A 21,535-nucleotide genomic window follows, 5' to 3' on the forward strand; every position below is an offset into this window, starting at 1 on the left:
CTGGATCGGCCCGTCGGCGGCGAGGCTGTCGCCGCCATCGGCGCCGGTCGGCACGGCGCCGCGGATCAGGTCGGAGCCGAGATCGACCGCGGCCTGCGCCGTGAAGCCGAAGAAGCTGCGCTGGCCGAGCGGCACGCGGCAGCGCCTCGCGCTTGCGCTGCTGCTCTACACCGGGCAGCGGCGCAGCGACGTGGTGCGCACGGGCCGCCAGCACTTGCGCGGCGAAGCGTTGGAGGTGCGGCAGGTCAAGACGGGACGCCGCCTGACCATCCCGATCCATCCTGCGCTGGCGGCCGAGCTGGCGCACATGCCCGCAGGGCAGATGACGTTCCTGCTGACGAAGTATGGCGCGCCGTTCAGCCCGACCGGGTTCTACAACGCGCTCCGCGAGTGGTGCGACGCGGCCGGCGTCCCGCGGGGTCGCTCGCCGCACGGGCTGCGCAAAGCCTGCGGGCGGCGTCTGGCGGAGGTCTATACGCGGGCGGCGGAGCAGACCGCGCTTGCCCGCGCCGGGCTGGCCCGGATCGGGAACGCGGCTTCCAGCCTTCTGCCGCCCAGGCTTCCAACCCTGGCGCAAATGTCGAAAAATCAAAGGTATAGACGCGAGAGGGGCGCGCCCTGAGGGATTCGAACCCCCGACCCGCGACTTAGAAGGTCGCCGCTCTATCCAGCTGAGCTAAGGGCGCTGCCACGCACAGTAGCGGGACAGTAGCAGCCCGCCCAGCCGCCCGGTCGCGGCGGCCGTGCCGCGCAGGGCCCGCGCCCCCGCCGCGCGCTCAGTGCGTCCAGTTCTCGGTCCGGTTCCAGCGGAAATTGTCGGCGTAGCTCCTCGGCCGGATCGTCGTCCGCGGCGGCGGCGGCTCGATCTCGACGGCGATCCCGTTGGCCCGCGCATAGGCCAGGGCCTGCTCCAGACTCTCGAAGCGCAGGCGCAGCTCCGTCGCCGGCGTGTCGGCCGAGCCGAACCACCCGGTCAGCGGGTCGATGCGCTTGCGCTCCGCCGGCGGGAATTCGAGCACCCATTCCCGCGACCGCGCGCGGCCGGACTGCATCGCCGACCGCGGCGGCTGGTAGAGGCGGGCGCGGCCGGAGGGGGTGCTGCTGCTGGCGCCATCCATGCGACGTGCGGATCCCTGCTGATGCGATCGGGGCGGCGGGATTCGAACCCACGGCCTCCTGTACCCAAAACAGGCGCGCTACCAGGCTGCGCCACGCCCCGGACGAGGCGCAAACTATGGGCAGGGCCGGACGGCGGCAACCCTCGCCCCCGGAGCGCGCGGGCCGTCAGCGCGCCTCGCCCGCCGTGCCGAAGATCCGGTGCAGCACCCGGTCGCCGACGCGGATGTCCAGGCGCTCCGCCGTGCCGCCGGCGAGTTCCAGCGTCGCCCGCACCGGGCCGCCGCTCGAGATCGGCGCGAGGCTGTGCGGCACGGTCCGCTCGGCGATGCGGTGGATGCGTCCGTCGGCGGCGATGAACAGCATGTCGAGCGGGATCAGCGTGTTCCGCATCCACATGCTGGATTCGCGCGGCGCGCCCCAGTCGAACAGCATCCCCTCGTCGGGGCCGAGGCGCTCGCGGAACATCAGCCCGACCATCTGCTGCTGCGGCTCGACCGCCATCTCGACCCGGAAGCTGTGCCGCCGCGTCCCGTCGCGGCTGACGATCACCAGCGTCTCGACGGGAAGGCGCGGCTGCGGTCCGTCAATCCCGGGCTGGGCCCGCGCCGGCCGCCGCGCGGCGGAGGGGAGAGCGAGGCCGGCGGCCATCAGCAGGGGAGCGGGCGCAAGGGCGCGCAACAGCGTGCGGCGGGGGCGGCGGGACGACATGGCTCCTCCCTATAGCGCAGCGCGCCGCCGGCTGCCGCCCCCGGCGCGGCGGCAGCGGGCGGCGCCGGCCCGCCCGCCGGGACGCGCTTTTTTGCGCCCTCTCGCGAGATCGTGTGTTTCATCCCAGAACGTTCCGACCATCTCATGATTTGACGCGGCGCGCGGCGCCGGGCGGCCTGGCCGGCGCACCGTCTCCCGGTGCGCACAGGCTCCGGCCAGGCGGGCCGACGAACGGCATGGAGTGACCGATGCGGCAAAAGGATTGGCGGCCCGGGTCGCCCGCCCCGGCGGCACGGGCGCGGACGCGGTATCCCGGCACCGCGATCCGGCTGCTCCTGTTCGGCGAGCAGGCGGCGCGATGGCTGATCGCGGCGGTGCTGGTCGCCGGCACCGCGGCGCTCTGCGCGGTCGCGCTGATGGGGCCGCAGGCGCTGGCCCTGGATCAGCGGCACGCGCTGCCGCAGATGCTCGGCCGCCTGCGGGACGCGCTGGCGGGCGTGCTGGGCTGACCGCGGAGGCCGCGTGCCGGCCTCGGGCGACGCCGGCGCGCAGGGCGGACCGGAACGGCCGGTGGGCGCGCCGGCCGAGCGGGCGGGTTCGCCCCCTCCCCGCCCCGGCCGCCGGGGCCGCGCCGGCGGCGAGGCGGCAGGCGATCAGCAGGCGTCCCGCGCCAGGCATCGCCGCAACGCGCCGACGAAGGCCCGGCCCCGCGTCGTCGGCCGCACCAGCACCCGGCGCCGGCAGACCGGATCGGTCGCGCGCCGCACCAGGCCGAGCGCCGCGAGACGGTGCAGCGCGCGTGTCATCGCCGGCCGGGGAATCGCCAGCCGCTCCGCCAGGGCGCAGCAGGTGCGCGGAGCGCCGCCGTCATGGACGAGGAGAACCACGGCGAGCTGACGCAGCGTCAGGTCCCAGCCGCGGCCAGGGATCAGGGCGCGCACCAGCCGGGAGAGCGGGCCGAGCGCGCCGGCGACGGCATCGGCGGCGGACGGAGGAGCCGGGCCGATTTGCGCCGGCCCGCGCCCGGCGGGGAGTCCCGGCCAGGCGGGAGGCGCGTCCTGATCCGGAACGCGCCGGCGGCCGTCATGGCCCGGGCAGGCGAGGCGCAGGCTGGTCGCAGGAGGCATCGGGGAGGGTCCGCGTAGGGGGAAAAACAGCAAAACGCCCCCTTATACAATCATAAGTTGTTTAATGGGGCTATAATTCGCGTTTTTATCGCAGGCCGTCGCGCCCCGGCGAGAACGGGCGGTGATCCGCCCCGTCACGGCTCATGCCGTTCGGACCCGCCGAGGCTCCGCGCCACCGCCGCGCGGACCTCCGCCGCCAGCAAGCGGTCCTCGATCCGCTCCTGCACGCTCCGCGCCAAAGCGCCGAGGGCCGCGAGGATCCCCGCGATCACGCCGAGCATCGCCGCCAGGTCGAGGCCCACCGCCCCAAGGCAGGAGAGGCTCAGCGCGGGCGCCGCCGGGGGCAGGCAGGCGACGAACAGGTCCGGGTTCGCCGCGACCGGCACCGCCGCGGCGCCCGCGGCGCCGGTCGCGGCCAGTCCTGTGGACCAGCGCAATGCCGTTCCGATCGCGGACATCCGCGCCCGCGCCCGTGTCGCCCCGGCCGCGGGGGTCACCGGCGCCCGCCTTCCGCGCACCGGCGGCAGGGGCGGCGCGGCATCCTGGTCCGCCCGGCGCCGCCGCCCGCCTCGCGGGGCACCGGGAGACCGCGACAGCGGGCCGGCGGCGGGTCGTCGCCCGCGACGGCGCGGCGCTCCCGCGGCGCACGCGCGGCCGCCGGTTCGGGGGGAGACGGCGCCCCGCCGCGGCCCGCGGGGAGCCCAGGCGCGCGGCGCCAGGACATCGCTCTCTCGCGCAAGGGCCCGGTTCCGCCGCGCGCCGCCCGCCGCCGCGGTCAGGCCGTCCAGCGCTGCGCGTCGCGCCCGGCGCCGTTGCAGATCGGCACCGCATGCGCCGTCGGGCAGACCGTCACCCGCCCGCCGCGGGCGTGGAACTCGGCAATCGCGCGCGCGACCTCCGCCTCGCTCGGAGGCGGGGCGCAGCGGACGCGGCGCTGCCCGGCGAGCACCCCGAGCACGCGACCGATCTCGCGCCGGATCTCGGCCTCCCCGGAGGGGGGCCGGCGTCCGCGCCCGGTTGCGGCGGCACCCCCGGGGGCAAGCAGGGAGGGAGCCATGGGCGATCTCCTGTCCGTCGGCTAACGAAACATTGATTTTTCCTTGCCGGAAACACAACCCGCCGTTGGTTAGGGTCGGGACCTTTCTCTCGTTAAGAGTGCCCGTGCGGCATCCGGTTCCCCCCGACGAGGCCGGCCCGGCCATGCGCCGGGGCGGGCGGGCGCGAGCCGCCGGACGGTTGACGCCCCTCCCGCCATCAAGGAGGGAAGCGACGGCCGGCCCCGCCGTCCCGCGCGCCCGCGACGCCGCCGGCGCGCCGCCCGGCCCCGCCATTCCTGTCTCGACCTTCCGGATCCGCCATGCCTCGCTGGCTGCCTCTCCTGCTCGGCTACGTCACGGCGCTCGGTCCCCTGGCGACGGACATGTACCTGCCCGCCTTTCCGACCATCGAAGGGGCGATGGGCACCGGGCCAGGCACCGCGCAGGTGACGCTCGCCGCTTGGTTCGCCGGGCTCGCCGCCGGGCAGCTCCTCCAGGGCACCCTCGCCGACCGCTTCGGCCGCCGCGCCCCGCTGCTCGCCGGCACGGCCCTCTTCACCGTCGCCTCGCTGGGCTGCGCGCTGGCCCCCGACATGACGAGCCTCACCCTGTTCCGCGGCCTCCAGGCGCTCGGCGGCTCGGCGAGCATGGTCATCCCCCGCGCCGTGGTGCGCGACCTCGCCGACGGGGTGGCGGCGGCGCGGCTGATGGCGCGGCTGATGCTGGTGATGGGCGCGGCGCCGATCCTCGCCCCGAGCCTCGGCGGCCTGCTGCTGACCTTCGGCGACTGGCGGCTGATCTTCTGGACGCTGGCGTGCTACGGCCTCTCCTCGGTCCTCCTCGTCGGCTGGGCACTGCCGGAGACGCTGCCGCCGGCGCGCCGGGTGGCGCTGGCGCCGGGCGAGCTCCTCGCGCGCTACGCGGCGATCGCGCGCGAGCGCGCGTTCCTGACCCATGCGCTGATGGGCGCGAGCACGATGTTCGCCCTGTTCTCCTTCATCGCCGCCGGGCCGCCGGTCTTCATCGGGCATTTCGGCGTCTCGCCGCAGGGCTATGCCGCGCTGTTCGGGGTCAGCGCCGCGGCCTTCATCGCCGGCTCCCAGGCGACGCCGCCGCTCGCGGCCCGCTTCGGGCCGCACCGCGTGCTGCGCGCCGCCAACCGCGCCGGCCTCGCCTGCCTCGCGCTGCTGGTCGCGGCGGCGGCGAGCGGAACGGGCGGGATGGCCGCGGTCGTCGCGCTGGTCGCGGCGGCGATGGCCTGCGGCGGATGCGTCATGCCCAACGCTTCGGTCGGCGCCCTGTCGCGCCACGCCGCGCATGCCGGCTCGGCCTCCGCCCTGATGGGCATGCTGCAATTCGCCCTCGCTGCGCTCGCCGGGGCGCTGGCGGGCCTGGTCGGCGACGGCACGCCGCTGCCGATGGCGCTGCTGATGCTGGGGGGCGTGCTCAGCGCGGCCGCCGCCGACCGGTTCCGGCCGGCGCCGGCCGCGGCGGGCGGCGGGGCGCGACGCTGACAGGCGCGTCGCGCCGCGCCATGCTGGCGGCGGCCGGAGGCACAAGGCGGGGAGCAGCGGGCGATGGACGAAGCCGAGCGGCTGCGCGCGTTCGAGCGCGCGGCGCACGACCGGGTGGCCGAGAACTACGCCGCCTTCTTCGCCCCCGTCACCGCGCTCGCCACCGAGGCGCTGCTCGACGCCGCGGGGGTGGGGCCGGGGATGCGGGTGCTCGATGTCGCCTCCGGGCCGGGGCATGTCGCCGCGGCCGCGGCGGCGCGCGGGGCGCGGGCGGTGGCGGGGGTGGATCTCGCGCCGCGCATGGTGGCGCTCGCCGCGGCGCGACATCCCGGGATCGCCTTCCAGGTCGCCGACGCGGAGGCCCTGCCCTTCCCTTCCGCGAGCTTCGATGCGGTGGTGTGCGGCTTCGGCCTCGGCCACTTCCCCCGTCCCGAGGCGGCGGTGGCAGAATGCGCGCGCGTCGTCGCCCCCGGCGGCCGCCTCGCCTTCGCCTGGTGGGACGCGCCGGAGCGCCAGCGCCTGCAGGCGCTGTTCCGCGAATCGGTCGCCGAGGTCGGCGCCGAGCCGCCGCCCGACATGCCGCGCCACTCGACGCTGCGCTTCTGCGACCCGTGCGCCTTCCGCGCGCTGCTCGAGGGCGCCGGGCTCGAGGAGGTGACGCTCGCGGCCCATGCGGCGACGCATCCGGTCGCGGACACCGGGACGCTCTGGCGCGGCGGGCTGGAGAGCCTGGCGATGACCGGCTCCACGGTGCGCGGCCAGCCGCCGGAAGTGCAGGCGCGCATCCGCGCCGCCTTCGAGCGCCGCGCCGCCGCCTATCGCGCCGCCGACGGGCGGCTGGTCATCCCGATCGGCTTCCGGATCGGCAGCGGGCGGCGCCCGCGGGGCTGACGCTCACCCGCCGCGCCGGATCTCCGCGGCGCCGCCCATCCAGGGCCGCAGCACCTCGGGGATCAGGATGCTGCCGTCCGCCTGCTGGTGGGTCTCCATCACCGCGATCAGCGCGCGCCCGACGGCGACGCCGCTGCCGTTCAGCGTGTGCACGAAGGCGGTGCCCTTGCCCTCCCGCGGCCGGTAGCGCGCGTTCATCCGCCGCGCCTGGAAGTCGCGGCAGTTGGAGCAGGAGGAGATCTCGCGCCAGGCCCGCTGGCCCGGCAGCCAGACCTCGAGGTCGTAGGTCTTGGCCGCGCTGAAGCCGGTGTCGCCGGCGCAGAGCACGACGCGCCGCCAGGCGAGGCCGAGCTCCGTCAGGACGCGCTCCGCGCAGCGCGTCATGCGCTCCTGTTCCGCGGCCGAGGCCTCGGGCGTGGTGATCGAGACCAGCTCGACCTTGGCGAACTGGTGCTGGCGCAGCATCCCGCGCGTGTCGCGCCCGGCCGCGCCCGCCTCGGAGCGGAAGCAGGGAGTGAGCGCGGTGAGGCGAAGCGGCAGGCTGGCCTCGGGCACGATCTCGCCGCGCACGAAGTTGGTCAGCGGCACCTCGGCGGTCGGCACCAGCCAGCGGCCGTCGGTGGTGCGGAACAGGTCGGCGGCGAACTTCGGGAGCTGGCCGGTGCCGTAGACGGAGGCGTCGTTGACCAGCAGCGGCACCGAGCACTCGGTGTAGCCGTGCTCGCGGGTGTGCAGGTCGAGCATCCACTGGCCGAGCGCGCGCTCGAGCCGCGCTAGTGCGCCCTTGAGCACGACGAAGCGGCTGCCGGCGAGCTTCGCCGCGGTGGCGAAGTCCATCAGGCCGAGCGCCTCGCCGAGCTCGAAGTGCTGCCTCGCCGGGAAGGGGAGCTCGCGCGGCTCGCCGTGCTGGTGGAGCACGACGTTGGCGCTCTCGTCGGCGCCGTCGGGCACGTCCGCGTCGAGGATGTTGGGCAGCGCCTCGAGCAGCGCGGTCTGCGCGCGCTCGGCGGCGGCGAGCTCGGCCTCCAGCGCGGCGATCTCGTCGCGCAGCCGCGCCGCCTCGGCCTCCTGCGCCGTGGTGTCGGCGCCCTGGCGCCTGGCGATGCCGATCTCCCGCGCCAGCGCGTTGCGCCGCGCCTGCTTCTCCTGCAGCGCGGTCTGGGCGGCGCGGCGCGCCTCGTCGTGGGCGAGGATCGCGGCGGCGGCCGGCGGCAGCCCCCGCCGCGCCAGCGCCGCGTCGAACGCCGCCGGATCGGCGCGCACCATCCGGATGTCGTGCATCGTCCGGAGCCCTAGACCGCCTTGCCGCCCTTCGCGTCCCGCCTGCGCTGCGACCAGGACGCGAACAGGATCGAGAGCTCGTAGAGCAGGATCATCGGCACCGCGAGCCCCACCTGGCTGATGACGTCGGGCGGCGTCAGGATCGCCGCCACCACGAACATCGCGACGATCGCGTAGCGCCGGCCCTTCTTCAGCGTCTCCACCTGCATCAGGCCGACGCGCACCAGGAGGATCAGCAGCACCGGCAGCTGGAAGGCGATGCCGAAGGCGAGGATCAGCGCCATCACCAGGTCGAGGTACTCGTTGACCTTGGCCTCGAGCTGGATCGGCAGGCCGCCGGCCCCGGCCGGCGTCTCGAAGCTGATGAAGAACTTCCAGGCGAGCGGGAAGATGAAGTAGTAGGCGAGCGCCGCGCCCATCACGAACAGGATCGGCGACATGACCAGGAAGGGGCGGATCGCGCGCTTCTCGCTCCGGTAGAGGCCCGGCGCGATGAACAGCCAGAGCTGCGTCGCCCACATCGGGAAGCTGAAGAACACGGCGCCGAAGAAGGCGACCTTCAGGTAGGTGAAGAACGCCTCGTACAACGCGGTGTAGATCATCCGCCGGTCGCCGCCGCCGTGGGCGGCGAGGATCTCGGCCAGCGGCCGGGCGAGGAAGCCGTAGATCTGCTGCGAGAAGTAGTAGCAGGCGAGGAAGGCGACCGCGAATGCCCCGAGCGACCACAGGAGCCGCTGGCGCAGCTCCATCAGGTGGTCGATCAACGGCATCGGCTTGTCGTCGATCGGATCGTCTTCTTCCTCGGGGCGGTTGATGTCGTCGCGCGGCACGGCGCTGGCGCCTCAGATCGTCGTTCGGGGGTGGGGCGGCGGCGCCGCGGGTCCGGGCGAAGGCTCGCGCGGCGCGGCAGCCTCCGGCGCCGTCTCCTCGGCGCGCGCCACCTCGGGCGGAATGAAGGCGGGAGGTCCGGGCGGCGCGGAGCGGATCCTCCTCGAAGGTCCGGCGCAGCGTGCCGTCGGCGTCCACCGTCCGCTCGATCTCGCCCTTGAAGTCGAAGTTGCGGATCTGGTTGATCTGCTCGCGCACCTCGTCGAGCTTCGCCTCGCGGACCATCTCGTCCACGTGGGTCTGGAACTCCGCGGCCATGCGGCGGAGCTTCTGGATGCCCCGGGCGAGGCCGCGGATCGCCTCGGGCAGGTCCTTCGGCCCGATGACGACCAGCGCCACCACGGCGATCAACGCGATCTCGGACCAGGCGAGGTCGAACATGCTGTCCCTGCGAAAGCCCCCGGGCGAGGGGCGCTGCGGCCCCCGTTAGCAGGAAGCCGCTCCCCCGCCAATCCAGCCCTATCTAGGTAGTCTCGGGCGGAAAGACGAAGGCGCGCTCGGGATCGAGCCCGACCGTCACGCGCTGTCCCCGCTCGAGCGCCGCGCCAGGGCCGAGCCGGGCGTGCAGGTGGATCAGCCCGCCCGCCCCGTCGGCGAGCGTCAGGTGGACCAGGGTGGTGGCGCCGAGCAGGCGGCAGGCCTCCACCGCCGCGGTCGGCGCCGCCCCCGCGGCGGCGGCGCCGAGCCGGATGCCCTCCGGCCGGACCAGGACCTCGACCGGCGCGCCCTCGGCGAAGCCGGGCGCCGCGACCGGGCCGAGCGGCGTCGGCGCCGCGCCGGCGACGACCCGGCTGGGCAGCCGGTTCACCTCGCCGAGGAAGGTCGCCACGAACCGGTCCGCCGGGTGCAGGTAGAGCTCGGTCGGCGTGCCGGCCTGCACGATCACGCCGTCGCGCATCAGGGCGATGCGGTCGCCCATGAACATCGCCTCCTCCGCGTCGTGGGTGACGAGGAGGGTGGCGATCCCGGCGGTCTGCAGCACGTGCAGCGTGTCGTCCCGCACCTGCTCGCGCAGCCTGGCGTCGAGCGAGGCGAAGGCCTCGTCGAGCAGCAGCACGGCCGGGCGGGGGGCGAGGGCGCGCGCCAGCGCCACCCGCTGCTGCTGGCCGCCGGAGAGCTGGTGCGGGTAGGCCTTCTCGTAGGTCTCGAGGCCGACCCGGGCGAGCGCGTCCATCACCCGCCAGAACCGCTCGCCGCGGGGGACGAAGCGCAGGCCGAAGGCGACGTTCTCGGCCACCGTGAGGTGCGGGAACAGGGCGTAGTCCTGGAAGACGAAGCCGACATGGCGCTGCTCGGGCGGCACCTCGCGCCCCGGCTCGGCGATCACCCGCCCGTCCAGCTCCAGCCGCCCCGCCTGCAGCGGCTCGAGCCCGGCGGCGAGGCGCAGCAGCGTGGTCTTGCCGCAGCCGGAGGGGCCGAGCAGGCAGACGATCTCGCCCTTGGCGACCTCGAGGTCGATGCCGCGCAGCACCTCGCCCCGTCCCGGATAGGCGTGGCGGACGGCAGTGAAGCGGAGCGTCACGGCGCGGAGGAGGCGGCGCCGGGCGCGGCGGGCGGCGTGCCGGGGACGGGCAGCGGCAGCGCCGGCCCCTCGGGCGCCACCAGGTCCTCGCGCCGGGGCAGGTCCTTCAGGGATTTCAGGCCGAACTGCTCGAGGAAGCGCGGCGTCGTGCCCCACAGGGTCGGGCGGCCCGGCGCCTCCTTCCTGCCGCGCGGGGCGATCAGGCCGAGTTCGAGCAGCGCCTCGAGCGTCGCCTGGGCGAGCGCGGCGCCGCGGATCTCCTCGATCTCGCCGCGGGTGCAGGGCTGGTGGTAGGCGATCACCGCGAGCGCCTCCATCGCCGCGCGCGGCAGGCGGCGCGGCGCCTCCACCACCGTGGTCAGGCGCGGGGCGAGGTCGGCGGCGGTGCGGAAGGCGAAGCCGCCGGCGACCTCGACCAGCTCGACGCCGCGCCCGGCGTAGCGGGCGGCGAGTTCGGCCAGCACGGCGGCGGCCTCGACGCCCGCGGGCAGGGCCGGCTGCAGGCGCGCCGGGGGCACCGGCCTGTCGGAGGCGAACAGGACGGCCTCGGCGATGCGGAGCGCCTCCTCGAGCAGGGCGGGGGCGGCCGCCGGCGGCGCGGCGGACGCCGGGCCGGGGAGGGCCGCCTCGCAGACGCCGCCCGCGGCGCCGGCGACGCCGGGCCGGTCGCCGTCCGTGCCCGTCGGCAGGGTCGCGCCGCCGGGAGGGTGCTCCCCGGCCGCCTCTCCCGCCCCGTCGCGGAGGGCCGGCGCGGCGGCGGGCACCGCGCCCTCCGCCCCTGCGCCGGCCGTCGTCTCATGCCGCTCGGACATCCCGTGCCTGCTCTTCCTCCGCGCGGCGGGCGCGCAGGAGGATCGGGCCGAAGGCCCGCTCCTGGCGCAGCTCCACCGCGCCGCCACGGGCCATCTCCAAGCCCGCGATGAGCGTGCTGGCAAGGGCCGCCCGGCGCTCGACCGGGTCCATCAGCCCCTCGGGCAGGAAGCGCTGCAGCACCGCCCAGGAGGGCATCGCGCCGAGCAGGCGGGAGAGCCGCGCCAGCGCCTCCTGCACGGTCCAGAGGCGGCGCGGCTTGGGCCGGTAGGGCCGCTTCGCCGCCGCGCGCCGCCGCGCCGCGACATAGGCCTGGAGCAGCGCCGGCAGGTCGGCGGCGAGGCCGGAGCGGTCCTCCACCGTGAGCGACTCCGGCGCCCCGCGGGCGAAGACGTCGAGGCCGAGGGCCGGCCGCGCGCCAAGCCAGCGCGCGGCGGCGCGGATCGCCTCCAGCTCGGCCAGGCGGCCGGCGAGGGCGCCGGCCAGGGCCTCGGCATCCTCCTCGCCCTCGGCCGCCTCCTCGGGCGGCAGCAGCAGGCGGGACTTCAGCCAGGCGAGCCAGGCCGCCATCACCAGCCAGTCGGCGGCGAGCTCGAGCCGGAGGCCGCGCGCCGCCTCCAGCACCGCGAGATACTGGTCCACCAGCGCCACGATCGAGATGCGCGCCATGTCCACCTTCTGCGCGCGGGCGAGCTCGAGCAGCAGGTCGAGCGGCCCCTCGAAGCCGTCGAGGCGCAGGTGCAGCGAATGCGGCGCGGCGCCGGCGCGGGCGGCGGGGTCGGTCATGGCGGGCCGGAGGGGCTGGGGAGCAGGACGAGGCGCAGCAGCGGGCTGGCCAGGTTCCGCAGGAACCAGCCCAGCGGGTCGAAGCCGCGGACGGCCTGCGGCAGCAGGAAGAAGACGACGAGGACGAGGAGGAGGCCGGCCCGCTCCAGCGAGAGATAGCGGATCGCCATCCCCAGCGGCATCGCCCAGGCGACGATGCGGCTGCCGTCGAGCGGCGGGATCGGGATCAGGTTGAAGAGGCCGAGCACGAGGTTGGCGACGACGAAGGAGATCAGGAAGGCGAGCAGCAGCTCGGGCGCCCAGGCCGGCACCGCCGGCCCGACCGGCAGCAGCCCCGTCGCCCGCCCAAGGAGGAAAGCGAGCAGCACCAGCGCGAAGTTCATCCCCGGCCCCGCCGCGGCGACGAGCGCCATGCCGGCGCGCGGGCTGCGGAAGCGGAGGACATCGACCGGCACCGGCTTCGCCCAGCCGAAGACGAAGCCGACCTCGCCCCTGGCGAGAAGCTGGCCGAGCACCAGCAGCCCCGGCACCAGGATCGTCCCCACCGCGTCCACGTGGCGGATCGGGTTGAGGCTGAGCCGTCCCCGCCGCCGCGCCGTGTCGTCGCCGAGCGCGAGCGCGGCGTAGCCGTGCGCGGCCTCGTGCAGCGTGATGGCGAGCACCGCGGCGGCCACCGCGACCGCGAGCTCGGGCAGCCAGTCGGGCAGGATCACGCGCTCCCGTCCGCATGGGCGGTCGGGTCCGTGGCCGCCTCGGCCGGCGGCGCGGCCGGCGCCGGAGCGGCGAGCCAGCCGTCGCGCAGCGCGCGGAGCACGACCGGGTCGAGGGGCAGGCGCGCGGCCTCGGCCACCGCCTCGCGCGAGGCCGCGAGGCGCTCGGCCGCGGCGTCGCTCAGCACCGGGCAGGCGGCGAGCAGCGCGGCGGTGTCCGCCAGCCGGCCGGTGCAGTGCAGGGCGACGTCGCAGCCGGCGGCGAGGGCGGCGCGCGCCAGCTCCCCCGGCGGGCCGGAGAGCGCGCCCATGGCGAGGTCGTCGCTGATCAGCACGCCGTGGAAGCCGATCTCGCCGCGGATGATGTCGCCGATGACGCGCGGCGAGAGGGTGGCGCAGCGTTCGGCGTCGATGGCCGGGTAGAGGATGTGCGCCGTCATCGCCCACACCCCCGGCGATTCGGCGAGCGCGGCGAAGGGGAGCAGGTCGTCGGCGAGGGTGCCGCGGTCGGCGCCGACGCGGGGCAGCTCCCGGTGGCTGTCGGCCAGCGCCCGTCCGTGGCCGGGGATGTGCTTCAGCACCGGGGTGCAGCCGGCGGCGCGCAGCCCGGCGACGAAGGCGCGGCCGAGCCGCACCACCTCCGCCGGATCGGCGGAGAAGGCGCGGTCGCCGATCACGGAATGGGCGTCCGGCAGGCGCAGGTCGAGCACCGGGGCGCAGACCACGTCTATGCCCGCCGCGGCGCAGTCGAGGCCGATGAGCGAGGCGTGGGCGCGCACCACCGCCGCCGGCGCCCGCTCGAAGGCGGCGGCGGGCGGATGGGGGCGCCAGTGCGGCGGGCGCAGCCGCGCCACCCGGCCGCCCTCCTGGTCCGCCAGGATCGGCGTCTCGGGGCCGAGCAGCTCGCGCAGCCGCGCCGTCAGGGCGGAGAGCTGCGGCGGGTCCTGGATGTTGCGCGCGAACAGGATCACGCCGAGCGGCGGCGTGCGCCGGAACAGCAGGATCTCCTCGTCGGTGAGCGCCGGGCCGGCGATGCCGACGATAGCGGCGCGAGGGGCCGGGGGCGCGCGCATGGCCAGGGCGGCCCTACCCGCCCGCCACGGCGCAGGCGGCGCCGCGGCCGCGCGCCTGCTCGCAGAAGGCGCGGGCGGCGGCGGGATCGGCGAAGCCGCCGATGCGCAGCCGCCACAGCGGCGGCGCGCCCTCGCCGCGCTCGAGGCGGAGGATCTGCGGGCGGAAGGCTCCGAGCAGGTCCGGCATGCGGCGCATGAGTCGCTCCCATTCCGCGCGCGCCGCCTCCTCCGAGGCAAGGGCGCCGAGCTGCACCTGCACCCGGCCGCCCGGGGCCGGCGCGAAGCCGCTGGCGGCGGCCGCCGCGGGCGGCGGGGGCGCGGCCGGCGGGGATGCTCCCGCCGCCGTGGCCGCCGCGCCGCCCGGCGCGGGCGCCGTCGCGCGGTCCGGCGCCGGCTCGCCCCCGGCGGCGGGGTCCGCCTCGCCCGGGGCGCGCCGTGCCGTCGGCGCCATCACCGCCGGGGGCGGCGCGATCTGGGCCCGCAACTGGTCGAGCGCCGGGCGCTCCGGCTCCGGGGCGAGCCGGACCTCCCCGGACGGACGCACGCGCTCGACCGCGCTGCGGTCGTAGATGAACTCGTCCTGGTAGGCGACGCGCAGCCCGCCCGGGTCGCGCGGCCGGACCTTGACCGGCCGCGGGTCGGGCTCGATCACCGGCACGGTCTCCGGCCCGCCCAGGCCGAGACGCGACGCGCCCCACCAGGCCGCGCCCCCCAGGGCGAACACCGCCGCCACGCCGCCGGCGATCGCCAGCAGGCGCCAGGAGGGTCCGTCCTCCGGCGGACGGACGCGATAGGACGGGACAACGGCGTCGTTCACCGCATCTCCTCGACCGGCGTCACCCCCATCACCGCGAGGCCCGAGCGGATGACCCCCGCCGTCGCCGCCACCAGCGCCAGCCGCGCCCGCGTGGCCTCCGGCTCGTCCGCCCGCAGGAAGCGCAACGTCGAGTCGTCACGCCCCCTGTTCCACAATACATGAAAATCGCCGGCCAAGTCATGGAGAAAGAATGCGATCCGGTGTGGCTCCCGGGCCACGGCGGCGGCCTCCACCACCCGCGGCCAGGACACCAGGCGGCGGACCAGGGCGAGCTCCGCCGGATCGGTCAGGCGGTCGAGCGGCGCGTCCGCCAGCGCCGCCGGGGGCGGATCGCCCGCCTGGCGCAGCACCGAGCGGCAGCGGGCATGCGCGTACTGCACGTAGAACACGGGGTTGTCGCGCGACTGCTCGACCACCTTGTCGAGATCGAACTCCATCTGCGCGTCGGCCTTGCGCGTCAGCATGGTGAAGCGCACGGCGTCCTTGCCGACCTCCTCGATCAGGTCGCGCAGCGTGACGTAGGTGCCGGCGCGCTTGCTCATGCGCACGGGCTGGCCGCCCTTCAGGACGTGCACGATCTGCGTAAGCACCACCTCGAGCGTCACCTTGCCGTCGGAGAGCGCCTGCACCGCCGCCTGCATGCGCTTGACGTAGCCGGCGTGGTCCGCCCCCCAGACGTGGATCAGCACCTGGTGGCCGCGCTCGATCTTGTGGAGGTGGTTGGCGATGTCGTTGGCGAAGTAGGTGCCGGAGCCGTCGGACTTGCGCAGGGGCCGGTCCACCTCGTCGCCGAACAGCGTGGCGCGGAACAGCTCCTGCTCGCGCGGCTCCCAGTCCTCGGGGATCCTGCCCTTCGGCGGCTCCAGCACGCCGCGGTAGATCAGGCCCTTGGCCGCGAGCAGCGCCTCCGCCCGCTCGAGCGCCCCGGATTCGATCAGCGCGCGCTCGCTGACGAAGACGTCGTGGCGCACGCCGAGCGCCTCGAGGTCCTCGCGGATCTGCGCCATCATGGCGTCCACGGTGAAGTCGCGCACGATGTCGAACCACACCGCCGGGCCGGCGGGCATCGCGCCCTCGTCGGCGAGCCCCGCGCCGTAGCGGGCCTTCAGCGCCTCGCCGATCGGGATCAGGTACTCGCCGCGGTACTGCAGCCCGCCCGGGACGAGGCGGGCGTACTCCTCCTCGGTGAGCGGCGTGCCGATCGCCTGCAGGTAGCGCCAGTAGGCGGCGTAGGCGAGCGCCTGCACCTGCGCCCCGGCGTCGTTGATGTAGTACTCCTTGGTGACGCGCCATCCGGCCTTGATCAGCAGGTTCGCCAGCGCGTCGCCGACCACCGCGCCGCGGCAGTGGCCGACATGCATCGGCCCGGTCGGGTTGGCGGAGACGTACTCGACGTTGGCGCGCACGCCGGCGCCGATGACGCAGTCGCCGTAGGCCTCGCCGGCGCGCAGGATCACCGGGATCTGGGCGCGCAGGAAGGATTCGCGCAGGCGCAGGTTGACGAAGCCGGGGCCCGCCGGCTCGGCGGCGGCGATCTCCGGCAGCGCGGCCAGGCGTTCGGCGAGCTGCGCGGCGAGCCTCTGCGGCGGCATCCGCGCCGGCTTCGCCGCCACCAGTGCGGCATTGGTCGCCATGTCGCCGTGCGCGGCCTCGCGCGGCGGCTCGACCTGCACGCGCGCCAGGACCTCGCCCGGCAGGTCGGGCAGCAGCGCGCGCAGCGTCGCCACGACGCTGTCGCGGACGGCGGCGAAGATGTTCTCGCGCGAGGCGGCGGCGGCGGCCGCGGTGCTGGTCGTCGTCATCGGATGTCCACTCAGCCCGGGATGTCCGGGTCGGTCATGCGCCGGTGCTCCTCCAGCGCGTAGCGGTCGGTCATGCCGGCGATGTAGTCGCACACCACCCGCGCCGCCTGCGGGCTGCCGGGCTCGCCGGCGCGGCGGCGCCACTCGGGGGGCAGCATCTGCGGCCCGCCGTGCAGCAGGCTGAACAGCACCTGCACCACGCGCTTCGACTTCGCCATGGTGCGGTTGACGCGCCAGTGGCGGTACATGCGGTGGAACAGGAACTCCCGCACCGCCTGGTTCCGCGCCACCATCGCGTCGGAGAAGGCCACCACCGGCATCCCGGCGGCGCGCACCGCATCCACGTCGCGCGGCGCGAGCGCGGCGAGGCGGCGGCGCGATTCGGCGACGACGTCGAGGACCATGCGGTTGATCACGCGCCGGATCGTCTCGCTCGCCAGCCGCTCGGGCGGCGTGCCGGGCGGCGCCTCGGCCCGCGCCTCCTCCAGCGCCTCGCCCACCAGCGGCAGGCCCGCCGCCTCCTCGAGCGTGAACAGCCGCGCCCGCAGCCCGTCGTCGAGGTCGTGGTTGTTGTAGGCGATGTCGTCGGCGAGCGCCGCGACCTGCGCCTCGGCGCTGGCATGGGTCGCGAGGTCGAGCGGGTGGCGCCGGTCGTACTCGGCGATGTAGGGCGCCGGGCGGCGCAGCGGGCCGTTGTGCTTGGCGAGGCCCTCCAGCGTCTCCCAGGTCAGGTTGAGCCCGTCGAAGCCGGCGTAGCGCGTCTCCAGCGCGGTGACGACCCTGAGGCTCTGCGCGTTGTGGTCGAAGCCGCCATAGGGCTTCATCGCCGCGTTCAGCGCCTCCTCCCCGGCATGGCCGAAGGGCGGATGGCCGAGATCGTGGGCGAGCGCGAGCGCCTCCGCGAGGTCCTCGTCCAGCGCGAGCGCGCGCGCCAGCGAGCGGGCGATCTGCGCCACCTCGAGCGAGTGGGTCAGGCGGGTGCGGAAATGGTCGCCCTCGTGGAAGACGAAGACCTGCGTCTTGTACTGCAGGCGGCGGAAGGCGGCGGAGTGGATGATCCGGTCGCGGTCGCGCTGGAAGGGCGAGCGCGAGCCGTCGCCGGGCTCCGGATGGAGCCGCCCGCGCGAGGTCTCCGGCCGGACCGCGTAGGGAGCGAGGCGCATGGCGGCGCGGGCCTTACCAGCCGCCCCGCGCCGCGGCAACCGCGCCGCCCCCTCCCCGGCCCTTGCGAGGGAGGCGCGTCCGGGCCAGATCGGGGGCGAGGAGGACCTCGCCCCGCGATGCCTGACGGAACCGCCCCGCCCGCTCCCGCTCCCTTCCGCGTGACCGCCCGCGCCGGCGCCGAGATCGCGGCGATCGCCGCGCGCCAGGGCCGCCCGGGCGCCGGGCTGCGCGTCGGCGTCGTGGCCGGCGGCTGCAGCGGCTTCCAGTACACCTTCGATCTCGAGGACTCCCCCCGGCCCGACGACCTGGTGATCGAGGCCGGGCCGGCGCGGGTGTTCGTGGACCCCGTCTCGCTCGAGCTGCTCGCCGGCGCCGAGCTCGACTGGACGGAGGCGCTGATCGGCGCGCACTTCGCCGTGCGCAACCCGCAGGCGGTGAGCGGCTGCGGCTGCGGCGCCTCCTTCAGCCTCGGCTGAGCGCCGCCGCATGGTCCGGGCGCCGCGTCCGCCGCGCACGGCCGCCTGAGGCGCGGGCCGCATGCGCCTCGCCACCTTCAACGTCAACTCGGTGCGCCAGCGCGCGGGGCACGTCCGCCGCTTCCTCGAGCGCCAGCAGCCCGACCTGCTGTTCCTCCAGGAGACGCGCTGCCGGGCCGAGGAGTTTCCGCGGCTGGAATTCGAGGCGCTCGGCTACCGGGCGCATGCCGTCGGCCAGCCGGGCGGGCGCAACGGCGTCGCGGTGCTCGCGCGCGTCCCCTTCGCGGTGGTGGCGGAGGCCCTGCCGGGCGACGCCGCGGACGGCCAGGCCCGCTACCTCGAGATCGTGGCGGAGGGCGGGCTGCGCGCGGCCTGCCTCTACCTGCCCAACGGCAATTCGGGCGGGGAGGAGGGGCTCGCCTACAAGCTGCGCTGGATGGACCGGCTGCTCGATCTCGCCGAGGCGCGGCTCGACGCCTTCATGCCCTTCGCGCTGCTCGGCGACTTCAACGTCTGCCCGACCGAGGAGGATCTCGCCCCCGGCGCGCTCGCGCCGACCGACGCCCTGGTGCATCCGGAGGCGCGGGCGCGCTTCCGCGCGCTGCTCTTTTTCGGCCTGACCGACGCGCTGCGGGCGCTGCACCCGCACGACCGGCTCTACACCTACTGGGACTACGGTCCGGCCTTCGAGGAGAACCGCGGCCTGCGCATAGACCACATCCTGCTGGGCCCGGACCTCGCGGAGCGGCTCTCGGGCTGCGGCGTGGACGTCGCGCCGCGGGCCGAGCCGCAGCCGAGCGATCACGCCCCCGTCTGGTGCACGCTGCGCTGACCGGTCGGCGAACGGCCGCCGGCCGGCGCGCCGCGCCGAGGCTCAGTAGCCCGGCCGCACCGTCACGGTGGGCGGCACGGCGGGCGCCGCCACGGTCGGCTGCTGCGGGGGCGGCGTGACCACGGTGGGCGCGGGCTGGGTGCGCTCGACATAGGTGCAGGCGGCGAGCGCGAAGGCCGCGCCGGCGGCCGCAGCGACCAGGCCGGGGCTGCGGAACGGGCGGGAGGTCTCGCGCATCCGGGGACTCCTCGATGTGGACCGATGCGCCCGCATAACCGGGGAGCCGTGCAAACGTGGCGCCCTGGCCGAGTGACGAGTGCGCGACGGCGTTCCCGCCCGGTTCACATCCGGCGCCAGTGGCCGGGCACCCAGCGCCCCCAGCGGTCGTAATGCCCGGGCACCCAGACCCGGCGCGGCGGCGGCCGGACCACGACGACCGGGGGCGGTGGCGGCGGAGGCCGGACGACCACCGGAGGCGGCGGCGGAGGCGGTACGACCACGGCGGGCGCGGGCACCACCACGGGCTCGGCGGCATAGACGCAGCCGCCGAGCGCGAGGCCGAGGCCGGCCAGCAGGGACCTGGAGAGAGGCGAGGCCATGACACCCTTTCTCGAAGCGCGGCACACGGGGCGGCGGGGGCCGCGGGCGAATCGCCCTGCGCGCCCCTCGCGCGGAGCCTAGCGCGGCGCGGGACGATCGGCGCACTGCCGGGTCATCACCAAAAGCTGAACTAGGAGGCGCCGGCCGACACCGCCGCGGGATCGGGGTTCAGAAGCGGCGGGCCATGGGGCCAGGCGCCCCGGCGCAGCGCCGCCTCCAGGCCGCGCGCCTCGGCGGCGCTGGCGAGCGGGGCGAAGCGGCAGAGCAGGCGCCGGCGGATGTAGGCGCCCAGCAGCGCATCGAAGGCGATGCGGCCCGCGGCGATGCCCGCGATCTCGGTGCGCGAGAGCAGCGGCAGCACGAGACGGTCGGCGACCAGCAGGCAGAACGGATCGCCGCCGCGCCGGCCGGAGGCGTGGCTCTTCAGGCGGCCGTAGAGCCCCCCGGCACCGCCCCCGGCGCCGGCGAGGCCGACATAGAGGAAGCGCCCGTCCTCGTGCCAGACGGTGTAGAGGCCCGGCCCCCGGCCGGCACGGCGCGGTTCGGCCAGGCGGCGAAGCGGTGCGCGCCCCGCGCCCCGCCGCCGAGGATCTCCAGCACCTCGGCGGCGTGCGGCGCGGCGGCGCCGTCAGAGGTCGGCGTAGACGTGGGTCTCCTCCGCCGCGCCCGGGTGCGTCACCGCGCCGAGACAGGCGGGGCCGACGGTCTGGGCGTACTTCCAGAGGGCGCCGCTGTTGTAGTCCGTCCTGCGCGGCGTCCAGGCGGCGCGGCGGCGGGCAAGTTCCGCCTCGTCCAGCAGCACGTCGATCGTGCCCTTCCCGGCGTCGATCACGATGCGGTCGCCGTTGCGGAGCAGCGCGATCGGGCCGCCGACCGCCGCCTCCGGCCCGACGTGGCCGACGCAGAAGCCGCGCGTCGCGCCGGAGAAGCGGCCGTCGGTGATCAGCGCCACCTGCTCGCCCATGCCCTGGCCGTAGATGGCGGCGGTGGTGGCGAGCATCTCGCGCATGCCCGGCCCGCCCTTCGGCCCCTCGTAGCGGATGACGATGACGTCGCCCGGCTTGTAGGCGCGGGCCTCGACCGCGCGGAAGGCGTCCTCCTCGCAGTCGAAGCAGAGGGCGGTGCCCTCGAAGCGCAGCGTCCTCATGCCGGCGACCTTCACGATCGCGCCCTCCGGGGCGAGGTTGCCCTTGAGCCCGACGACGCCGCCGGTGGGCGAGAGCGGGCGCGCGACCGGACGGACCACGTCCTGGTCGGCCGGGAACACGACGTCCCTGTGGTTCTCGGCGAGCGTCCTCCCGGTGACCGTCAGGCAGTCGCCGTGCAGCAGCCCGGCGTCGAGCAGCGCCTTGATCACCACCGGCACGCCGCCGACCCGGTACAGGTCGTAGGCGACGTAGCGGCCGCCCGGCTTGAGGTCGGCGATGTAGGGAGTGCGGCGCATGATCTCCGCCACGTCGTCGAGGGTGAAGCGGATGCCGGCCTCGTGCGCGATCGCGGGCAGGTGCAGCGCGGCGTTGGTCGAGCCGCCGGTGGCCCCGACCACGACCGCGGCGTTCTCCAGCGCCTTGCGGGTGACGATGTCGCGCGGGCGGAGGTTGCTGCGGATCAGCGCCATCACCGCCCGGCCCGACTCGATGGCGAAGCGGTCGCGGTCCTCGAACGGCGCCGGCGCGCCGGCCGAGCCGGGCAGCGCGAGGCCGATCGCCTCCGAGACCATGGCCATGGTGTTGGCCGTGAACTGGCCGCCGCAGGCGCCGGCGCCGGGGCAGGCGACGCATTCGAGCTCGTGCAGGTCGGCCTCCGACAGGCGGCCGGCGGCGTGCTGGCCGACCGCCTCGAACACGTCCGCCACGGTGACGTCCCTGCCGCGGAACTTCCCGGGCAGGATCGAACCGCCGTACATGAACACCGAGGGGACGTTGAGGCGCAGCATCGCCATCATCATCCCCGGCAGCGACTTGTCGCAGCCGGCGAGGCCGACCAGGGCGTCGTAGCAGTGGCCGCGCACGGTGAGTTCCACGCTGTCGGCGATCGCCTCGCGCGAGACCAGCGAGGCCTTCATGCCCTGGTGGCCCATGGCGATGCCGTCGGTCACCGTGATGGTGGTGAACTCCCGCGGCGTGCCGCCCGCCTCCTTCACGCCCTTCTTGACCGACTGGGCCTGGCGCGCGAGGGCGATGTTGCAGGGCGCGGCCTCGTTCCAGCAGGTGGCGACGCCGACGAAGGGCCGGGCGATCTCCTCCTCGGTGAGGCCCATCGCGTAGTAGTAGGAACGGTGCGGCGCGCGCTCCGGCCCCACGGTGACGTGGCGGCTCGGGAGCCTGGACTTGTCCCACCCGCTGCTCGTCATGGCGCATCCCCCGCGGATCGTGGGC

At 75.8% G+C, this 21,535-nt stretch carries 25 protein-coding genes, 2 tRNA genes and 1 pseudogene; 6 read left to right on the forward strand and 22 right to left on the reverse strand.

Going from position 1 to position 21,535, the window contains the following annotated elements:
• Nucleotides 1-100: 100 nt before the first annotated feature.
• The gene (locus K1J50_RS12255) at nucleotides 101-622 is read left to right on the forward strand and encodes a tyrosine-type recombinase/integrase (RefSeq protein ID WP_369413586.1); all 522 of its coding nucleotides are present in this window, start codon (nucleotides 101-103) and stop codon (nucleotides 620-622) included.
• Here K1J50_RS12255 and K1J50_RS12260 read toward each other — a convergent pair.
• The 4 genes from K1J50_RS12260 to K1J50_RS12275 form a co-directional block, all read right to left on the reverse strand.
• Nucleotides 613-686: transfer RNA gene (locus tag K1J50_RS12260), tRNA-Arg, on the reverse strand. The two genes, K1J50_RS12255 and K1J50_RS12260, sit on opposite strands and share 10 nt — an antisense overlap.
• 90 nt (nucleotides 687-776) lie before the next feature.
• Entirely contained in the window at nucleotides 777-1,118 is a 342-nt protein-coding gene (locus K1J50_RS12265; protein ID WP_220118004.1) for an NADH dehydrogenase ubiquinone Fe-S protein 4, read from the reverse strand.
• 27 nt (nucleotides 1,119-1,145) lie between these two features.
• Nucleotides 1,146-1,219 (reverse strand) — tRNA-Pro (locus K1J50_RS12270).
• A gap of 65 nt (nucleotides 1,220-1,284) precedes the next feature.
• On the reverse strand, nucleotides 1,285-1,827 hold the full coding sequence (locus K1J50_RS12275) for a DUF192 domain-containing protein (protein ID WP_220118005.1): 543 nt from the start codon (nucleotides 1,825-1,827) through the stop codon (nucleotides 1,285-1,287).
• A gap of 248 nt (nucleotides 1,828-2,075) precedes the next feature.
• Between K1J50_RS12275 and K1J50_RS12280 the strand changes: the two genes are divergently transcribed.
• The gene (locus K1J50_RS12280; protein WP_220118006.1) at nucleotides 2,076-2,336 is read left to right on the forward strand and encodes a hypothetical protein; all 261 of its coding nucleotides are present in this window, start codon (nucleotides 2,076-2,078) and stop codon (nucleotides 2,334-2,336) included.
• Nucleotides 2,337-2,480: 144 nt separating this feature from the next.
• On the opposite strand, the gene K1J50_RS12285 is transcribed toward K1J50_RS12280, so the two are convergent.
• The 3 genes from K1J50_RS12285 to K1J50_RS12295 all read right to left on the reverse strand — a co-directional run bounded on the left by K1J50_RS12285 (nucleotide 2,481) and on the right by K1J50_RS12295 (nucleotide 4,011).
• The gene (locus K1J50_RS12285) at nucleotides 2,481-2,768 is read right to left on the reverse strand and encodes a MarR family transcriptional regulator (RefSeq protein WP_220118007.1); all 288 of its coding nucleotides are present in this window, start codon (nucleotides 2,766-2,768) and stop codon (nucleotides 2,481-2,483) included.
• A 320-nt stretch (nucleotides 2,769-3,088) separates the two neighbouring features.
• The gene (locus K1J50_RS12290) at nucleotides 3,089-3,412 is read right to left on the reverse strand and encodes a hypothetical protein (RefSeq protein ID WP_220118008.1); all 324 of its coding nucleotides are present in this window, start codon (nucleotides 3,410-3,412) and stop codon (nucleotides 3,089-3,091) included.
• A 317-nt stretch (nucleotides 3,413-3,729) separates the two neighbouring features.
• Nucleotides 3,730-4,011 (reverse strand): hypothetical protein, encoded by a 282-nt coding sequence (locus K1J50_RS12295; protein WP_220118009.1) that lies wholly within the window; start codon nucleotides 4,009-4,011, stop codon nucleotides 3,730-3,732.
• A gap of 300 nt (nucleotides 4,012-4,311) precedes the next feature.
• Here K1J50_RS12295 and K1J50_RS12300 point away from each other — a divergent pair, with 300 nt between their 5' ends.
• Together K1J50_RS12300 and K1J50_RS12305 are read left to right on the forward strand one after the other, a co-directional pair.
• Nucleotides 4,312-5,505, forward strand: coding sequence for a multidrug effflux MFS transporter (locus K1J50_RS12300; protein ID WP_220118010.1), 1,194 nt, complete (start codon nucleotides 4,312-4,314; stop codon nucleotides 5,503-5,505).
• Between the two features lie 63 nt (nucleotides 5,506-5,568).
• Nucleotides 5,569-6,396, forward strand: coding sequence for a class I SAM-dependent methyltransferase (locus tag K1J50_RS12305; RefSeq protein ID WP_220118011.1), 828 nt, complete (start codon nucleotides 5,569-5,571; stop codon nucleotides 6,394-6,396).
• 3 nt (nucleotides 6,397-6,399) lie between these two features.
• Here K1J50_RS12305 and serS read toward each other — a convergent pair whose 3' ends face one another.
• From serS to K1J50_RS12360, 11 genes and pseudogenes are all read right to left on the reverse strand, one after another.
• On the reverse strand, nucleotides 6,400-7,677 hold the full coding sequence (gene serS / locus K1J50_RS12310) for a serine--tRNA ligase (protein WP_220118045.1): 1,278 nt from the start codon (nucleotides 7,675-7,677) through the stop codon (nucleotides 6,400-6,402).
• Between the two features lie 11 nt (nucleotides 7,678-7,688).
• The gene (gene tatC / locus K1J50_RS12315) at nucleotides 7,689-8,447 is read right to left on the reverse strand and encodes a twin-arginine translocase subunit TatC (RefSeq protein ID WP_220118046.1); all 759 of its coding nucleotides are present in this window, start codon (nucleotides 8,445-8,447) and stop codon (nucleotides 7,689-7,691) included.
• Nucleotides 8,448-8,724: 277 nt separating this feature from the next.
• Nucleotides 8,725-8,946: pseudogene (gene tatB, locus K1J50_RS12320) on the reverse strand (Sec-independent protein translocase protein TatB); the annotation flags it as partial.
• A gap of 82 nt (nucleotides 8,947-9,028) precedes the next feature.
• A complete protein-coding gene (locus K1J50_RS12325; protein WP_220118012.1) occupies nucleotides 9,029-10,087 on the reverse strand; it encodes an ABC transporter ATP-binding protein in 1,059 nt (352 codons plus the stop codon).
• The gene (scpB, locus tag K1J50_RS12330) at nucleotides 10,084-10,605 is read right to left on the reverse strand and encodes an SMC-Scp complex subunit ScpB (RefSeq protein ID WP_408869374.1); all 522 of its coding nucleotides are present in this window, start codon (nucleotides 10,603-10,605) and stop codon (nucleotides 10,084-10,086) included. The genes K1J50_RS12325 and scpB overlap by 4 nt, the downstream gene beginning before the upstream one ends.
• A gap of 277 nt (nucleotides 10,606-10,882) precedes the next feature.
• The gene (locus tag K1J50_RS12335) at nucleotides 10,883-11,683 is read right to left on the reverse strand and encodes a segregation and condensation protein A (RefSeq protein WP_220118014.1); all 801 of its coding nucleotides are present in this window, start codon (nucleotides 11,681-11,683) and stop codon (nucleotides 10,883-10,885) included.
• On the reverse strand, nucleotides 11,680-12,396 hold the full coding sequence (locus K1J50_RS12340) for a site-2 protease family protein (RefSeq protein WP_369413587.1): 717 nt from the start codon (nucleotides 12,394-12,396) through the stop codon (nucleotides 11,680-11,682). Before K1J50_RS12340 ends, K1J50_RS12335 begins: the two co-directional genes overlap by 4 nt.
• Nucleotides 12,393-13,466, reverse strand: a complete 1,074-nt coding sequence (gene nagZ / locus K1J50_RS12345; protein WP_220118015.1) for a beta-N-acetylhexosaminidase — start codon at nucleotides 13,464-13,466, stop codon at nucleotides 12,393-12,395. The genes K1J50_RS12340 and nagZ overlap by 4 nt, the downstream gene beginning before the upstream one ends.
• A 13-nt stretch (nucleotides 13,467-13,479) precedes the next feature.
• Entirely contained in the window at nucleotides 13,480-14,283 is an 804-nt protein-coding gene (locus tag K1J50_RS19600; protein WP_220118016.1) for an SPOR domain-containing protein, read from the reverse strand.
• Nucleotides 14,280-16,085, reverse strand: a complete 1,806-nt coding sequence (gene argS, locus K1J50_RS12355) for an arginine--tRNA ligase (protein ID WP_220118017.1) — start codon at nucleotides 16,083-16,085, stop codon at nucleotides 14,280-14,282. The genes K1J50_RS19600 and argS overlap by 4 nt, the downstream gene beginning before the upstream one ends.
• An 11-nt stretch (nucleotides 16,086-16,096) precedes the next feature.
• Nucleotides 16,097-17,248 (reverse strand): deoxyguanosinetriphosphate triphosphohydrolase, encoded by a 1,152-nt coding sequence (locus K1J50_RS12360; protein WP_220118018.1) that lies wholly within the window; start codon nucleotides 17,246-17,248, stop codon nucleotides 16,097-16,099.
• A gap of 117 nt (nucleotides 17,249-17,365) precedes the next feature.
• On the opposite strand from K1J50_RS12360, the gene K1J50_RS12365 reads away from it, so the two are divergent.
• Nucleotides 17,366-17,725, forward strand: coding sequence for a HesB/IscA family protein (locus K1J50_RS12365; RefSeq protein WP_220118019.1), 360 nt, complete (start codon nucleotides 17,366-17,368; stop codon nucleotides 17,723-17,725).
• A gap of 61 nt (nucleotides 17,726-17,786) precedes the next feature.
• Entirely contained in the window at nucleotides 17,787-18,557 is a 771-nt protein-coding gene (gene xth, locus K1J50_RS12370) for an exodeoxyribonuclease III (RefSeq protein ID WP_220118020.1), read from the forward strand.
• A gap of 42 nt (nucleotides 18,558-18,599) precedes the next feature.
• On the opposite strand, the gene K1J50_RS12375 is transcribed toward xth, so the two are convergent.
• The 4 genes from K1J50_RS12375 to ilvD all read right to left on the reverse strand — a co-directional run bounded on the left by K1J50_RS12375 (nucleotide 18,600) and on the right by ilvD (nucleotide 21,510).
• Nucleotides 18,600-18,794, reverse strand: coding sequence for a hypothetical protein (locus tag K1J50_RS12375; protein WP_220118021.1), 195 nt, complete (start codon nucleotides 18,792-18,794; stop codon nucleotides 18,600-18,602).
• A 104-nt stretch (nucleotides 18,795-18,898) separates the two neighbouring features.
• The gene (locus K1J50_RS12380) at nucleotides 18,899-19,156 is read right to left on the reverse strand and encodes a hypothetical protein (protein WP_220118022.1); all 258 of its coding nucleotides are present in this window, start codon (nucleotides 19,154-19,156) and stop codon (nucleotides 18,899-18,901) included.
• A 131-nt stretch (nucleotides 19,157-19,287) separates the two neighbouring features.
• Complete coding sequence (locus K1J50_RS12385; protein WP_220118023.1) at nucleotides 19,288-19,518, reverse strand: hypothetical protein; 231 nt, start codon at nucleotides 19,516-19,518, stop codon at nucleotides 19,288-19,290.
• A gap of 267 nt (nucleotides 19,519-19,785) precedes the next feature.
• Entirely contained in the window at nucleotides 19,786-21,510 is a 1,725-nt protein-coding gene (ilvD, locus tag K1J50_RS12390) for a dihydroxy-acid dehydratase (protein ID WP_220118024.1), read from the reverse strand.
• Between the last annotated feature and the right edge of the window lie 25 nt (nucleotides 21,511-21,535).

This window comes from Caldovatus aquaticus (assembly GCF_019458025.1).
In the GTDB taxonomy this organism is placed as follows: Bacteria; Pseudomonadota; Alphaproteobacteria; order Acetobacterales; family Acetobacteraceae; genus Caldovatus; species Caldovatus aquaticus.